The following is a 13,368-nucleotide window of genomic DNA, read 5'->3' as shown; positions in this document are numbered from 1 at the left end:
CCCCATGTCGACTTTCGCCAAGCGTGAACGCCTTCTGCTCGCCGAGCTGTTGGAGACCGCGGGTCCGGACGCCCCCACCCTGTGCGAGGGCTGGCGCACCCGTGATCTCGCCGCGCACCTGGTGGTGCGCGAGCGGCGGCCGGACGCCGTGGGCGGCGCCGTGATCAAGCCGCTGGCGTCCCGGCTGGAACGGGTGATGGGGGAGTACGCCGCCAAGCCCTACGCGGAGCTGCTCCAGCTCCTGCGCAGCGGCCCGCCGCGCTTCTCCCCGTTCGCCGTCAAACAGGTCGACGAGGCGGCCAACACGGTGGAGTTCTACGTCCACGCCGAGGACGTCCGCCGTGCCCAGCCGGACTGGACGCCGCGGGAGCTGGACCCGGTCTTCCAGGACGCCCTGTGGTCCCGTCTGGAGCGCACGGCCCGGCTGCTGGGCCGTGGTGTGCCGACGGGGCTGGTGCTGCGCCGCCCGGACGGGCAGACGGCGGTCGCCCACCGCGGCGCGCCGGTGGTGACGGTGACCGGCGAGCCCTCCGAGCTGCTGCTGTTCGCCTTCGGGCGGCAGAGCGCGGCGGCGGTGGAGCTGGAGGGGGACAAGGAGGCGGTCACCAAGGTGCACGAGACGAAACAGCTCGGTCTCTGACCTGACCGCGCGCGGTTCCCCGCGCCCCTCGGGGGCGCGGGGCGGCCGCGACGCGCGGCTCAGCCCGGCGCAGCGTCAGCGCACCGCGTGCCCCGCCCCCCGCAGCGTCGCCTTCACCTCGCCGATCCGCAGGTCGCCGAAGTGGAACACGGACGCGGCCAGCACCGCGTCGGCGCCCGCGGCGACGGCCGGCGGGAAGTCGGTGAGCTTGCCGGCGCCGCCGGAGGCGATGACCGGGACGGTGACGTGCTTGCGCACGGCCGTGATCATCTCCAGGTCGTAGCCGTCCTTGGTGCCGTCCGCGTCCATGCTGTTCAGCAGGATCTCGCCGGCGCCCAGTTCGGCGGCGCGGTGCGCCCACTCGACGGCGTCGATGCCGGTGCCCTTGCGGCCGCCGTGGGTGGTGACCTCGAAGGTGCCCGCCGCGGTGCGGCGGGCGTCCACGGAGAGCACCAGCACCTGCCGGCCGAACCGCTCGGCGATCTCGCGGATCAGGTCGGGACGGGCGATCGCCGCGGTGTTGACGCCGACCTTGTCGGCGCCCGCCCGCAGCAGTTTGTCGACGTCCTCGGCGGTGCGCACGCCGCCGCCGACGGTGAGCGGGATGAAGACCTGCTCGGCGGTGCGGCGCACCACGTCGTAGGTGGTCTCCCGGTTGCCCGAGGAGGCGGTGATGTCCAGGAACGTCAGCTCGTCGGCGCCCTCGGCGTCGTACACCTTGGCCATCTCGACGGGGTCGCCCGCGTCGCGCAGGTTCTGGAAGTTGACGCCCTTGACGACCCGGCCGCCGTCCACGTCCAGGCAGGGGATGACTCGGACCGCCAGGGTCATGAACCCACGGCTCCTCTCAGCAGTGCTCACTGTCCTCTGAGTCCTCTGAATGCTTCCACTTCCACCGACACCAGGACCCGGGAGTCGATGAAGCCCTGCACGACCAGCAGGGTCGTGACCGGGCGTACGGCGTCGAACAGTTCCTTGTGGGCCCGCCCCACCGCGTCGACGTCCCGGGAATGCGCCAGGTGCACGCGGGTGCGGATCACGGACTCGACGCCGAGCCCGAACTCGCCGACCGCCTCCAGCGCGGTGGCGAAGGCGACCTTGGCCTGCTCGTACGGGTCGCCCTCGCCGTACAGCACATCGCCCTTGAAGGCCGTCGTGCCCGCCACGACGACCCGGTCGCCCGCCGCGACGGCGCGTGCGAAACCGAAGGACTCTTCCCAGGGACTTCCGCTCTGCACACGCCGCACGGCTTCGGATGTCATCGCGACACAGCCTCCAAGGCTTCTTCCAGGGTGAACGCCTTCGCGTACAGGGCCTTCCCGACGATGGCGCCCTCGACACCGAGCGGGACCAGTCCGGCCAGCGCGCGCAGGTCGTCCAGGGAGGAGACGCCGCCGGAGGCGACGACCGGGCGGTCGGTGGCCGCGCAGACGTTCTTCAGCAGTTCCAGGTTGGGGCCCTGGAGGGTGCCGTCCTTGGCGATGTCGGTGACGACGTAGCGGGCGCAGCCCTCCTGGTCGAGGCGGGCCAGCGTCTCGTAGAGGTCGCCGCCGTCCCGGGTCCAGCCCCGGCCGCGCAGCGTGGTGCCGCGTACGTCGAGGCCGACGGCGATCTTGTCGCCGTGCTCGGCGATGACCTTGGCGACCCACTCGGGGGTCTCCAGGGCGGCCGTGCCCAGGTTGACGCGGGTGCAGCCGGTGGCGAGGGCGGCGGCGAGGGTGTCGTCGTCGCGGATGCCGCCGGACAGTTCCACCTTGATGTCCATCGCCTTGGCGACCTCGGCGATCAGTTCCCGGTTGTCGCCGGTGCCGAAGGCGGCGTCCAGGTCGACCAGGTGCAGCCACTCGGCGCCGGAGCGCTGCCAGGCGAGGGCGGCCTCCAGGGGGGAGCCGTAGGACGTCTCGGTGCCGGACTCGCCGTGCACGAGGCGGACGGCCTGGCCGTCGCGGACGTCGACGGCGGGGAGGAGTTCGAGCTTGGCCATGTCGCTACAGGGTTCCGATCCAGTTGGTGAGGAGCTGGGCACCGGCGTCGCCGGACTTCTCGGGGTGGAACTGGGTGGCCCACAGGGCGCCGTTCTCCACGGCGGCCACGAAGGGCTTGCCGTGGGTGGACCAGGTGACCCTGGGGGCGGTCATCGCGGGGTTGTGCGTCTCCAGCGACCAGTCGTGGACGGCGTAGGAGTGCACGAAGTAGAAGCGGGCGTCCGCGTCGAGGCCGGCGAAGAGCTGGGAGTCCTCGGGGGGCTCGACGGTGTTCCAGCCCATGTGGGGGACGACGTCGGCCTGGAGCGGTCCGACCGTGCCGGGCCACTCGTCCAGTCCCTCGGCCTCGACGCCGTGCTCGATGCCGCGGGCGAAGAGGATCTGCATGCCGACGCAGATGCCCATCACCGGGCGTCCGCCGGCCAGGCGCCGGTCGACGATCCAGTCGCCGCGCGCCTCCTTGAGCCCCTTCATGCAGGCGGCGAAGGCGCCGACGCCGGGGACGAGCAGGCCGTCGGCGTTCATCGCCGTGTCGAAGTCACGGGTGATCTCGACGTCGGCGCCGGCGCGGGCGAGGGCGCGCTCGGCGGAGCGCACGTTGCCGAAGCCGTAGTCGAAGACCACGACCTTCTTCGTGGGCGTGCTCAATTCCACACCTCCAGCCTCAGGATGCCCGCCAGCAGGCACATCGCGGCGCCGAGGGAGAGCAGCACGATCAGGCCCTTGGGCATCTCCTGCTTGGCGAACGAGATGATCCCGCCGACCAGGAAGAGGCCGACGACGATCAGTACGGTCGAGGTGCCGTTCACAGCGCGCCCTTCGTGGAGGGCAGGATGCCGGCGGCGCGCGGGTCGCGCTCGGAGGCGTACCTGAGCGCGCGGGCCAGCGCCTTGAACTGGCACTCCACGATGTGGTGGGCGTTGCGCCCGTAGGGCACGTGGACGTGCAGGGCGACCTGGGCCTGGGCGACGAAGGACTCCAGGATGTGCCGGGTCATGGTGACGTCGTACTCGCCGATCATCGGCGCCATGGTCTCGGGCTCGGTGTGCACGAGGTACGGGCGGCCGGAGAGGTCGACGGTGACCTGGGCGAGGGACTCGTCGAGGGGGACCGTGCAGTTGCCGAAGCGGTAGATGCCCACCTTGTCGCCGAGGGCCTGCTTGAAGGCGGCGCCCAGCGCGAGGGCGGTGTCCTCGATGGTGTGGTGGGAGTCGATGTGCAGGTCGCCCTCGGTCTTCACGGTGAGGTCGAACAGACCGTGCCGGCCGAGCTGGTCGAGCATGTGGTCGTAGAAGCCGACGCCGGTGGCGATGTCGGTCTTGCCGGTGCCGTCGAGGTCGATCTCGACGAGGACCGAGGTCTCCTTGGTCACGCGCTCCACGCGTCCTACGCGGCTCATGCCGTCTGCTCCTTCTTGAGTTCACGTACCGCGTCGAGGAACGCGTCGTTCTCGGCCGGGGTGCCGGCGGTGACCCGCAGCCATCCCGGTACGCCGTTGTCCCGGACCAGGACGCCCCGGTCGAGGATCTGCTGCCAGACCGCGTGGGCGTCGTCGAACCGTCCGAACTGGACGAAGTTCGCGTCCGACTCGGTCACTTCGTAGCCGAGGGCGAGCAGTTCGGAAACCAGCCGGTCCCGTTCGGTCTTGAGCTGCTCGACGTACTTCAGCAGCGTGCCGGTGTGCTCCAGGGCGGCCAGCGCGGTCGCCTGGGTGACGGCGGAGAGGTGGTACGGCAGCCGGACGAGCTGGACGGCGTCGACGACGGCCGGGTCGGCGGCGAGGTAGCCCAGGCGCAGTCCGGCGGCGCCGAACGCCTTGGACATGGTGCGGGAGACCACGAGGTGCGGGCGGCCGTCGAGCAGTTCCAGCAGCGAGTCGCCGTGGCTGAACTCGATGTACGCCTCGTCCAGGACCACCATGGACGGCCCCGCCGCCTGCGCCGCGTCGTACAGGGCGCGCACGGTCTGGGGCGGGACGGCGGTGCCGGTGGGGTTGTTGGGGGTGGTGATGAAGACGACATCGGGGCGGTGCTCGGCGATGGCCTTCTCGGCCGCCGGGAGGTCGATGGTGAAGTCGTCGCCCCGGGGGCCGGAGATCCAGCCGGTGCCGGTGCCGCGGGCGATCAGGCCGTGCATCGAGTACGACGGCTCGAAGCCGATGGCGGTGCGGCCGGGCCCGCCGAAGGTCTGCAGGAGCTGCTGGATGACCTCGTTGGAGCCGTTGGCCGCCCACACGTTCTCGACGCCGACGCGGTGCCCGGACGTCTCGGTGAGGTACGCGGCGAGCCTGGTGCGCAGCTCGACCGCGTCCCGGTCGGGGTAGCGGTTGAGGTGGCGGGCGGCCTCGCGGACCCGCTCGGTGATGCGGTCGACCAGCTCCTCGGGGAGCGGGTACGGGTTCTCGTTGGTGTTCAGCCGTACGGGGACGTCGAGCTGGGGCGCGCCGTAGGGGGACTTGCCGCGCAGTTCGTCCCGTACGGGGAGATCGTCGATGCGGGTGGTGCTCACTTGCCCTCGGGAACCTTCCAGTCGAACCTCGCCTTGACCGCCGCGCCGTGCGCGGGCAGGTCCTCCGCCTCGGCCAGGGTCACCACGTGGTGGGCGACCTCGGCCAGCGCGTCGCGCGTGTAGTCGACGATGTGGATGCCGCGCAGGAAGGACTGCACGGACAGGCCGGAGGAGTGGCAGGCGCAGCCGCCGGTGGGCAGGACGTGGTTGGACCCGGCGGCGTAGTCGCCGAGCGAGACGGGCGCCCAGGGGCCGATGAAGACCGCGCCCGCGTTGCGCACCCGGCCGGCCACCTCGGCGGCGTCGGCGGTCTGGATCTCCAGGTGCTCGGCGCCGTACGCGTCGACCACCTTGAGGCCCGCTTCGACGCTGTCGACCAGGACGATGGCGGACTGCTCGCCCTTGAGCGCGGGGACGATCCGGTCCTCGACGTGCTTGGTCGCGGCGACCTGCGGTTCCAGCTCCCGCTCCACCGCGTCGGCCAGTCCGGCGGAGTCGGTGACCAGGACGGCCGCGGCCAGCGGGTCGTGCTCGGCCTGGCTGATCAGGTCGGCGGCGACGTGCGCCGGGTCGGCGGTGGCGTCGGCGAGGACCGCGATCTCGGTGGGGCCGGCCTCGGCGTCGATGCCGATCCTGCCGGTGAAGTAGCGCTTGGCGGCGGCGACCCAGATGTTGCCGGGGCCGGTGACCATGTTCGCCGGCGGGCAGGACTCGGTGCCGTACGCGAACATCGCGACGGCGGTGGCGCCGCCGGCCGCGTAGACCTCGTCGACGCCGAGCAGGGCGCAGGCGGCGAGGATGGTCGGGTGGGGCAGGCCGCCGAACTCCGCCTGGGCGGGGGAGGCGAGCGCGATCGAGGGGACGCCGGCCTCCTGCGCGGGCACCACGTTCATGATCACGGAGGACGGGTAGACCGAGCGTCCGCCGGGCGCGTACAGGCCCACGCGGTCCACCGGCACCCACTTCTCGGTGACCGTGCCGCCGGGCACGACCTGGGTGGTGTGCGTGGTCCGGCGCTGGGCGCGGTGGACCAGACGGGCGCGGCGGACGGACTCCTCCAGGGCCGCGCGCACGGCCGGGTCCAGCTCGTCGAGGGCCCGGGCGAGGGCCTCGGCGGGCACCCTCACCCGGTCCAGCTCGACGCCGTCGAACCGCCGGGCGAAGTCGATCAGCGCCGCGTCGCCCCGATGATGCACGTCCTCGCAGATCGGACGCACCTTCTCCAGGGCGGCCGAGACGTCGAAGTCGGCTCGGGGCAGCAGGTCGCGCAGGGCGGGGCCCTCGGGGAGGGCGTCGCCGCGCAGATCGATTCGGGAGATCACGCGACCAATTCTCTCAGACCCGCGTCGGGCCCCGGTCGCGCGTTCCACTCACTGATACACCGCGGTCCCGGATTCCTCCAGATAATCATCACCAAGAGTATTCGCGACCTCACTCTGTGGGCATGAACGGTTGTACGAGGGTGATGACCCGCAAGCAGCAGGGGAGGAAGTGAAACACCGTGACCGAGGTGGCAGAACTCCGCGCCGCGGAGCTGCCCGACGACCTGACGGCGGCCGAGGCGGGGATGTGGCAGGCGTTCCGCAACGGCTCCGTGTACGACCTGAGCAGCGGTGACGCCGCGGCCGACGATCCGCACGGCGAGCTGCCCTGGGGGCCGGAGCGGACCGTGCGGGCCCGCGTCGTGTGCTGGCTGCTGCTGGACGGGCCGCCCGCGCTGGCCGGCCGGGTGTCCTCGCTGAAGCTGGTCGGCGTGCTGATCAGCGGCACGATGGATCTGGCGGGCGGCACCGTGGCGCCCTACGTGGAGCTGCGCCGCTGCCGGTTCGAGCGGGAGGTGCTGCTGCCGGAGACGCGTTTCACCACGCTCCGGCTGGTGGACTGTCTCGTGCCCCGGCTGGAGGCGGCCCGGCTGCAGACCGAGGGCGACCTGCACCTGCCGCGCTGCCGGTTTCCGGACGGGGTGCGGCTGACCGACGCCCAGATAGGCACCGACCTGCTGCTCAACCAGGCGGTGGTGCACCACGACCGCAGCGGCCGGTCGATCGCCGGGGACGGCCTGTCCATCGGGCAGGATCTCCAGGCGGACATGCTGGAGTCCTACGGCGAGCTGCGGCTGCGCAGCGCCCAGATCGGCGTCTCGCTGAGCCTGCGCGGCGCCCGGCTGCGCAACCCCCGGGCCCGGTTCGCGCTGAACGCCCCGCAGCTGACGGTGGAACGCTCGCTGTACCTGTCCCCGGGAAGCCTGGGCAACCCGCTCTTCATGGGCACGACGCCGGCGGAGGGGACGCGGATCCAGCGGTTCGAGTGCCAGGGCGGGATACGGCTGGACGACGGGCGGTTCGGCGACGCCGTCGACTGCGAGGAGGCCCGCTTCGTCCTGACCGAGGTGCAGGAGCTGTCGCTGCGCCGGGTACAGGCGTCCGAGCTGCGCTTCCTCGGGGAGCGGCCGACGCTGGGCCGGGTGGTGCTGTCGGGGGCGCGGGTCGTCAACCTGATCGACCGGGCGGACAGCTGGCCGGGGCCGGGCCGGCTGCACATGAGCGGCTTCAGCTACGAGAACCTGGTGCCGCGGGGCCCGTTCCCGCTGGCCCAGCGGCTGGACTGGGTGGTCGCCGCGACCGCCGAGTACAACCCGGAGCCGTACGAGCTGCTCGCGGCCGTGCTCAAGGCGGGCGGCGAGGAGGAGGACGCCCGCGAGGTGCTGCTCGCCAAGCAGCGCCGGCGCCGCGAGGGACTGCCGCTCGGCACCAAGCTGTGGGGGTACCTCCAGGACTGGACCGTCGGCTACGGGTACCGCCCGGGGCGGGCGGCGACGTGGCTGGCGATGCTGTGGGCGGCCGGCTCGCTGGCGTTCTCGCACGCCGATCTGGCGCCACTCAAGGGCGGCGAGCATCCGGCGTGGAACCCGGCGCTCTTCTCGCTGGACCTGCTGGTGCCCGTGGTCGACCTGGGCCAGGTGAGCTACTGGCGGCTGGCCGGCGGCTGGCAGTGGCTGGCGGCGGCGCTGATCCTGCTGGGCTGGGTGCTGGCCACGACGGTCGCGGCGGGGGCGACACGGACCCTGCGGCGGAGCTGAACCGTTCCTGCGCGAGAGCGCGGCGAGGATGCGGCGCGAACGCCGCGGGAAGCGCCGTGGGAAACGCCGCGCGAACGCGAAGAACCTTCACCTTTTACCCGCCCTTTACCACCGTCCATACAACTTTCCACAGGTTCGGTGAACCCTCTGGCGCCGTGTCGAACCGCGGACTTTCAATGGTCGACACCATGGCCTGTCTACGCGCGTTCCTCCGCCGCACGACTCGGCTGCGAGGCGCCTCTTCCCGCCCGGCGGCCGGTCCCTCGGCCGGCGTTTCGGCCGAGGCTTGGGCGCCGGCCGGGGACGAGGTGCTCCTCGACGTGCCCGACGACCGGCTGGCGCCCGCGCTGGTCGCCGCGGCGCACGGGGCGCACGGACCCGCCGCCGCGCTGCTGGCCGACACCCGTGCGCGGGAGCGGTGGGAGCACCGCGACCGGTACGCGGCCCGGCTGGCGGCCTTCGCGCGCTCCCGCCCCGAGTGGCTGCGGGCCTGGCACACCGCCGCCCCCGAGGACCCGGACGGGCGACTCGTCACCGTACGGCTCGCGGTGGACCGGTGCTGGGAGTCGCCTGACCGCGTGGAACTGCTGCGGCAGATCGCCCCGATGGTCACGGAGGCCGCCGAGAACAGCGGCCGGGACCCGGTGCCCTGGCGGGTCGCGCTGGACTCGGCGCGGGGGCGGCACGCCGGGCACGCCGAGTTCGAGCGGCTGTGGGAAGAGGCGGTGCGCCGCTGCCCGCACCACTACGGCTGCCATGTCGCGGCCCTGGAGTACCTGGCCGCCGCCTCGCCGGGCGCCCACCGCGAATGCCTGGACTTCGCCGAGACGGCCGCCCGGGACGCCCCCGAGGGCTCGGCGCTGCGGGCGCTGCCGCTGCGGGCGGCCTTCCGGTGTCTGACCGAGGGCGGCGCGGGCGCGGTGGAGCGGGGCCGGCTGGACACGGCGGCCGATCTCGCCCTCGCGCTGTCGGCGGCCCAGCCGGCCGCCGACCCGTGGCCGGCGGAGCTGCGCAACCTGCTCGTCTACGTCCTGGTCCGGCTGGAGCGCTGGCCGGAGGCGCTGGAGCAACTGCGGCTGGCCGGCCCGTACGCCACCTCCTTTCCCTGGGACCGGGAGGCGGACGACCCGCTCGGCCGGTTCCTCCAGGTGCGCGACGGGGTCCGCGCGGTGGTGGCCGGAAAGGTGCCGGCGGGGGTCTGCGCGGGGCGCGGTTCTCACGCCGGTCCCGGCGCGCATTAGGCTTCTGGACCGTGACCACCGTCCGGCTTCCGCTCTTCCCCCTGAACTCGGTGCTGTTCCCGGGGCTGGTGCTTCCGCTCAACGTCTTCGAGGAGCGCTATCGCGCCATGATGCGCGAGTTGCTGAAGACCCCCGAGGAGGAACCGCGCCGGTTCGCCGTCGTGGCGATCCGCGACGGCCACGAGGTGGCGCCGAGCCTGCCGGGGCTGCCCGATCCGACGGCGGTGCCCGAGCGCGGGGCCGCCGCGGGGTTCGGCCCCGATCCGGCCAAGGCACTGCACAAGGTCGGCTGCGTGGCCGACGCCGCGACGATCCGGGAGCGGCCCGACGGCACCTTCGAGGTGCTGGCGACCGGCACGACCCGGGTGCGGCTGCTGTCCGTGGACGCCTCCGGCCCGTTCCTGACGGCCGAGGTGGAGCACCTCGACGAGGAGCCCGGTGACGAGGCGGGCGCGCTGGCGGAGGGCGTGCTGCGGGCGTTCCGCCAGTACCAGAAGCGGCTGGCGGGGGCGCGGGAGCGGTCGCTGACCACCGGCGCCGACCTGCCGGACGAGCCGGGCGTGGTGTCGTACCTGGTGGCCGCCGCGATGATGCTGGACACGCCGACCAGGCAGCGGCTGCTCCAGGCCCCGGACACCGCCTCCCGCCTGCGGGACGAGTTGAAACTCCTGCGCACCGAGACGGCCGTCATCCGTACGCTGCCGTCACTGCCCGCGTCGGACCTGACGCGCGGCCCGACGAGTCTCAACTGACGCATCCGAGGAACTGCCGGCCATGGCGAAGAAGGCGAAGAAGCAGCAGCCGGGGGGCACGCCGGCGACGGTGGCCCTGACGGCGGCCGGGGTGACGTACACGGTCCACTCCTACGACCACGACCCCGCCCATCCGTCCTACGGCGAGGAGGCGGCCGAGGCGATGGGCGTCTCGCCGGAGCGGGTCTTCAAGACGCTGGTGGCGGACGTCGACGGACAGCTGACGGTCGCGGTGGTCCCGGTCGCGGGCAAGCTGGACCTGAAGGCGCTGGCCGCGGCGGTGGGCGGCAAACGGGCGGCGATGGCCGACCCGGCCCTCGCGGAGCGCACCACGGGCTATGTCCGGGGCGGCATCTCCCCCCTCGGCCAGCGCAAGCGGCTGCCCACGGTCCTGGACGACTCGGCGCCGGCCCACCCCACCATCTGTGTCTCGGCGGGCCGCCGGGGTCTGGAGATCGAGCTGTCCCCGGGAGACCTGGCCGAGCTGACCGGCGCGGTTCTCGCGCCGGTGGGCCGCGCCTGACCCTTCGGCCGACGCGCCCGCGGCAGAGCCACGCGCACCAGGGCCGCCGGCCGGACCCCTCCCTCTTTTCTTGAGCGATCGATCCAGATAGTTTACGGTGGAGGCATGGCAAGGACCCGGGAGTTCGACACGGAGGCGGCGGTGAGCCGCGCCATGGAGCTGTTCTGGACGCGCGGCTACGAGGCGACCTCGGTGCGCGACCTGACCCAGCACCTGGGGATCGGGCAGGGGTCCCTGTACGCCGCGTTCGGCGACAAGGACGGCCTGTACCGGGCCGCGCTGGAGCACTACCGCACCACCCTCGCGGCGGCCGCCCTGCGCAGCCTGGAGGAGGAGGCGGACGCCCGCGCGGCGATCCGCACCCTGCTGACGGAGCGGATCCGCGTCGCCGTCAGGAGCGACGGCCGGGGCTGCCTGGCCGTCAACGCCGTCTGCGAGCGGCTGCCCCGGGACGCGGCGACCCGGCGCACCGTGCGCGACATGCAGGACGCGAGCCGGGAGGCATTGGCCGAGGTGCTGCGGGCAGCGATGGAACGGGGTGAGATCGCGGCACGGCACGACCCGCACACGGTCGCCGCGTTCCTGGTCACCTTCCTCAACGGACTGCTCGTCTCCTCGAAGATCACCCCGGACGCGCGCGCCCTCGACCCCCTGGTGGACGTCGCGCTGACCGCTCTCGACTGAGGGCCACCGGCCCCGGCCGGACGGCCCCTCTGCCTCGAATCTGTAACGATCGATAAAGAAAACGAAGACCCGTCCACGGCGCCCGCCCAGGACAGGAAGGAAGCACCCCGCCATGATGTACGACCACACCACCACGCCCCTGAGCACCGGCCGTGCCGCCGTCAACGGCACGAGCCTGCACTACCGGACGGCCGGGTCCGGCCCCGCCGTGGTGCTGCTGCACGGCGTGCCCAAGACCGGCTACCACTGGCGCCACCTCGTCCCGAAGCTGACGCCCCACCACACCGTCGTCGTGCCCGACCTGCGCGGTCTCGGCGACTCCGCCCGCCCCGCGGACGGCTACGACTCCGCGACGATGAGCGACGACATCGCCGAGCTGATGGCCCGCCTCGGGCACGAGACCTACGCCGTGCTCGGCGAGGACTGGGGCGCGGTGATCGGCTATCAGCTCGCCGCCCGCCACCGCGACCGGGTCGGCTCCCTCGTCTTCGCCGAGGCGCTCTTCCCCGGCTTCGGCTTCGAGGAGCACACGGCGCTCACCCCCGAGAACGTCTCCGGCGGCATGCACCTGTGGCATCTGGGCTTCTACTTCCAGCCGGACGTGCCCGAGATGCTGATCGCCGGGCACGAACGCGAACTGATCACCTACATGATCAAGTCCGAGCGCTCCCGCCCCGACAGTGCCACTCCCGACGCGATCGAGGAGTACGTGCGCTGCTACTCCATGCCCGGTGGCATCCGCGCGATGCTCGCCGTCTACCGGGCGATGCTCGTCGACGCGGAACAGAACCGGCAGGCCGCGAGGAAGAAGCTCGACATCCCGGTCCTGGCGCTCGGCGGCTCCGCGTTCATCGGCGACCGCAACGAGTCCCAGATGCGGCTCATGGCCCACGACGTCACCGGTCACGTCTTCGACGCCGGGCACGACCTCGCGGAGGAAGTACCCGACGAGATGGCCGACGTCGTCCTGCCGTTCCTGGCGGCACACCGGTAGCCGGCGTCCGTCCGCCGGGGCCGCGAGGCCCCGGCTCCCCCGCGCCGCCCCGCACGCCGGCCGGGGTCACCGTCGCCGAACGCAGGTCGCGGGACACCGGACACCGGACACCGGACGATCGTCCCGCACGAGGGCTCCGGCAGGGCTGCCCGCCCCTCTCGCCCGCCAGGGCGGCGGCCTCCGGCACCTCATCACCATGACCGCCCCGTTCCGCGAGCGCGGCCCCGGGCGTCTCCCCGGGCCCGGGTCCGCGCGGTGGACGGACCCCGTCTCAGCCGCTCGTACCGTCGTACGGCTCCGGGTCCCGAGGCGCGAACAGCGCCGTCAGCCCCAGGTGCACCAGCAGTCCCGCCAGCGGCCACGCCAGCAGCGCCCCCTTGGCCCCGAGCTTCAGCGGCGCCGAGAACGTCTCTCCCTTGCCCGCCTCCCGCGCGTGCGCGATCACGTCCTGCGCCGGCCCGAGCCACACCCCGAGCCGCCAGGCCAGTACCGCGCCCAGCAGTCCGCCGAGGCCGAGCGCCACCACCAGCGGCACGCCGCCGCGCCGCCGCACCAGGAAGACGACCAGCGCGCTGAGCGCCCCGAAGGCCAGCGCGAGCAGCGTGAACGTGCCGTCGACGCCGACCGCCTGCTCGCCCTCGGAGTCCTTGAGGTAGACCACCCAGCTCTTGTCCACCACGTCACCGACGAGCGGCACGCTCGGCGCCAGCCGCCACCACAGCACGCCGAGCAGCGCCCCGGACACCGCCACCGCCACCGCGGCCACGGCGGCCTGCCACACTTCGGCCTTCAGTCCCGGACCGTCCTGCTCGCCGGACCGGCCGTACGCGCCGCCGGCCGCGTACGCCCCGACGGGCGGCGGCACCGGCTGTCCCTGGTGGGACGCGGACGAGTGTTCGTGGGGTGGCGGAGGAGGAGTCAGCGGTGCGGTCACCCTGCCATCGTGCCAGGCCCGTCCGTGC

Annotated in this window: 16 protein-coding genes; 7 read left to right on the top strand and 9 right to left on the bottom strand. The window is 73.0% G+C overall.

What is annotated here, in order from left to right; genetic code table 11:
• The first annotated feature begins 4 nt into the window (after positions 1 to 4).
• Positions 5 to 640, top strand: a complete 636-nt coding sequence (locus ACZ3IG_RS04715) for a TIGR03085 family metal-binding protein (RefSeq protein ID WP_467428944.1) — start codon at positions 5 to 7, stop codon at positions 638 to 640.
• A 75-nt stretch (positions 641 to 715) separates the two neighbouring features.
• Here ACZ3IG_RS04715 and hisF read toward each other — a convergent pair whose 3' ends face one another.
• From hisF to hisD, 8 genes are read right to left on the bottom strand one after another with little or no spacing between them, the layout of a single operon-like run.
• Positions 716 to 1,471: an imidazole glycerol phosphate synthase subunit HisF gene (hisF, locus tag ACZ3IG_RS04710; RefSeq protein ID WP_467428943.1), complete on the bottom strand. Its 756-nt coding sequence runs from the start codon at positions 1,469 to 1,471 to the stop codon at positions 716 to 718.
• A gap of 26 nt (positions 1,472 to 1,497) precedes the next feature.
• Complete coding sequence (locus tag ACZ3IG_RS04705) at positions 1,498 to 1,902, bottom strand: RidA family protein (protein ID WP_467428942.1); 405 nt, start codon at positions 1,900 to 1,902, stop codon at positions 1,498 to 1,500.
• Positions 1,899 to 2,624, bottom strand: coding sequence for a bifunctional 1-(5-phosphoribosyl)-5-((5-phosphoribosylamino)methylideneamino)imidazole-4-carboxamide isomerase/phosphoribosylanthranilate isomerase PriA (gene priA / locus ACZ3IG_RS04700; protein ID WP_467428939.1), 726 nt, complete (start codon positions 2,622 to 2,624; stop codon positions 1,899 to 1,901). The genes ACZ3IG_RS04705 and priA overlap by 4 nt, the downstream gene beginning before the upstream one ends.
• 4 nt (positions 2,625 to 2,628) lie before the next feature.
• Positions 2,629 to 3,279 carry an imidazole glycerol phosphate synthase subunit HisH gene (gene hisH / locus ACZ3IG_RS04695; RefSeq protein ID WP_467428938.1) on the bottom strand — a complete coding sequence of 217 codons (651 nt, stop codon included), beginning with the start codon at positions 3,277 to 3,279 and terminating at the stop codon, positions 2,629 to 2,631.
• Positions 3,270 to 3,434, bottom strand: a complete 165-nt coding sequence (locus tag ACZ3IG_RS04690) for a hypothetical protein (protein ID WP_215167902.1) — start codon at positions 3,432 to 3,434, stop codon at positions 3,270 to 3,272. The genes hisH and ACZ3IG_RS04690 overlap by 10 nt, the downstream gene beginning before the upstream one ends.
• Positions 3,431 to 4,024, bottom strand: coding sequence for an imidazoleglycerol-phosphate dehydratase HisB (gene hisB, locus ACZ3IG_RS04685; RefSeq protein ID WP_215167901.1), 594 nt, complete (start codon positions 4,022 to 4,024; stop codon positions 3,431 to 3,433). The genes ACZ3IG_RS04690 and hisB overlap by 4 nt, the downstream gene beginning before the upstream one ends.
• A complete protein-coding gene (locus ACZ3IG_RS04680; RefSeq protein WP_467428935.1) occupies positions 4,021 to 5,133 on the bottom strand; it encodes a histidinol-phosphate transaminase in 1,113 nt (370 codons plus the stop codon). Before ACZ3IG_RS04680 ends, hisB begins: the two co-directional genes overlap by 4 nt.
• Positions 5,130 to 6,455 (bottom strand): histidinol dehydrogenase, encoded by a 1,326-nt coding sequence (gene hisD, locus ACZ3IG_RS04675; protein WP_467428934.1) that lies wholly within the window; start codon positions 6,453 to 6,455, stop codon positions 5,130 to 5,132. Before hisD ends, ACZ3IG_RS04680 begins: the two co-directional genes overlap by 4 nt.
• 179 nt (positions 6,456 to 6,634) lie before the next feature.
• Between hisD and ACZ3IG_RS04670 the strand changes: the two genes are divergently transcribed.
• The 6 genes from ACZ3IG_RS04670 to ACZ3IG_RS04645 all read left to right on the top strand — a co-directional run bounded on the left by ACZ3IG_RS04670 (position 6,635) and on the right by ACZ3IG_RS04645 (position 12,406).
• Complete coding sequence (locus ACZ3IG_RS04670) at positions 6,635 to 8,212, top strand: oxidoreductase (RefSeq protein ID WP_467428932.1); 1,578 nt, start codon at positions 6,635 to 6,637, stop codon at positions 8,210 to 8,212.
• Positions 8,213 to 8,388: 176 nt separating this feature from the next.
• Positions 8,389 to 9,453, top strand: coding sequence for a hypothetical protein (locus ACZ3IG_RS04665; RefSeq protein ID WP_467428930.1), 1,065 nt, complete (start codon positions 8,389 to 8,391; stop codon positions 9,451 to 9,453).
• An 11-nt stretch (positions 9,454 to 9,464) separates the two neighbouring features.
• Entirely contained in the window at positions 9,465 to 10,205 is a 741-nt protein-coding gene (locus tag ACZ3IG_RS04660) for an LON peptidase substrate-binding domain-containing protein (protein ID WP_467428928.1), read from the top strand.
• A gap of 22 nt (positions 10,206 to 10,227) precedes the next feature.
• On the top strand, positions 10,228 to 10,728 hold the full coding sequence (gene ybaK / locus ACZ3IG_RS04655) for a Cys-tRNA(Pro) deacylase (protein ID WP_215167895.1): 501 nt from the start codon (positions 10,228 to 10,230) through the stop codon (positions 10,726 to 10,728).
• A 105-nt stretch (positions 10,729 to 10,833) separates the two neighbouring features.
• Positions 10,834 to 11,412, top strand: coding sequence for a TetR/AcrR family transcriptional regulator (locus ACZ3IG_RS04650; RefSeq protein ID WP_467428926.1), 579 nt, complete (start codon positions 10,834 to 10,836; stop codon positions 11,410 to 11,412).
• A gap of 112 nt (positions 11,413 to 11,524) precedes the next feature.
• The gene (locus tag ACZ3IG_RS04645; RefSeq protein WP_467428923.1) at positions 11,525 to 12,406 is read left to right on the top strand and encodes an alpha/beta fold hydrolase; all 882 of its coding nucleotides are present in this window, start codon (positions 11,525 to 11,527) and stop codon (positions 12,404 to 12,406) included.
• Between the two features lie 271 nt (positions 12,407 to 12,677).
• Here ACZ3IG_RS04645 and ACZ3IG_RS04640 read toward each other — a convergent pair whose 3' ends face one another.
• Complete coding sequence (locus tag ACZ3IG_RS04640) at positions 12,678 to 13,340, bottom strand: AAA family ATPase (RefSeq protein WP_467428921.1); 663 nt, start codon at positions 13,338 to 13,340, stop codon at positions 12,678 to 12,680.
• Positions 13,341 to 13,368: the final 28 nt, after the last annotated feature.

It is taken from the genome of Streptomyces sp. NPDC016677 (assembly GCF_055562815.1).
The sequence above is the reverse complement of the archived record's forward strand: the minus strand, read 5'-3'. Positions and strand labels throughout refer to the sequence as shown.

Bases quoted from the DNA above. Each gene is read 5' to 3' on its own strand.
- ACZ3IG_RS04715 (WP_467428944.1), top strand. From the start codon at position 5: ATGTCGACTTTCGCCAAGCGTGAACGCCTTCTGCTCGCCGAGCTGTTG.
- hisF (WP_467428943.1), bottom strand. From the start codon at position 1,471: ATGACCCTGGCGGTCCGAGTCATCCCCTGCCTGGACGTGGACGGCGGC.
- ACZ3IG_RS04705 (WP_467428942.1), bottom strand. From the start codon at position 1,902: ATGACATCCGAAGCCGTGCGGCGTGTGCAGAGCGGAAGTCCCTGGGAA.
- priA (WP_467428939.1), bottom strand. From the start codon at position 2,624: ATGGCCAAGCTCGAACTCCTCCCCGCCGTCGACGTCCGCGACGGCCAG.
- hisB (WP_215167901.1), bottom strand. From the start codon at position 4,024: ATGAGCCGCGTAGGACGCGTGGAGCGCGTGACCAAGGAGACCTCGGTC.
- ACZ3IG_RS04665 (WP_467428930.1), top strand. From the start codon at position 8,389: ATGGTCGACACCATGGCCTGTCTACGCGCGTTCCTCCGCCGCACGACT.
- ybaK (WP_215167895.1), top strand. From the start codon at position 10,228: ATGGCGAAGAAGGCGAAGAAGCAGCAGCCGGGGGGCACGCCGGCGACG.
- ACZ3IG_RS04650 (WP_467428926.1), top strand. From the start codon at position 10,834: ATGGCAAGGACCCGGGAGTTCGACACGGAGGCGGCGGTGAGCCGCGCC.
- ACZ3IG_RS04645 (WP_467428923.1), top strand. From the start codon at position 11,525: ATGATGTACGACCACACCACCACGCCCCTGAGCACCGGCCGTGCCGCC.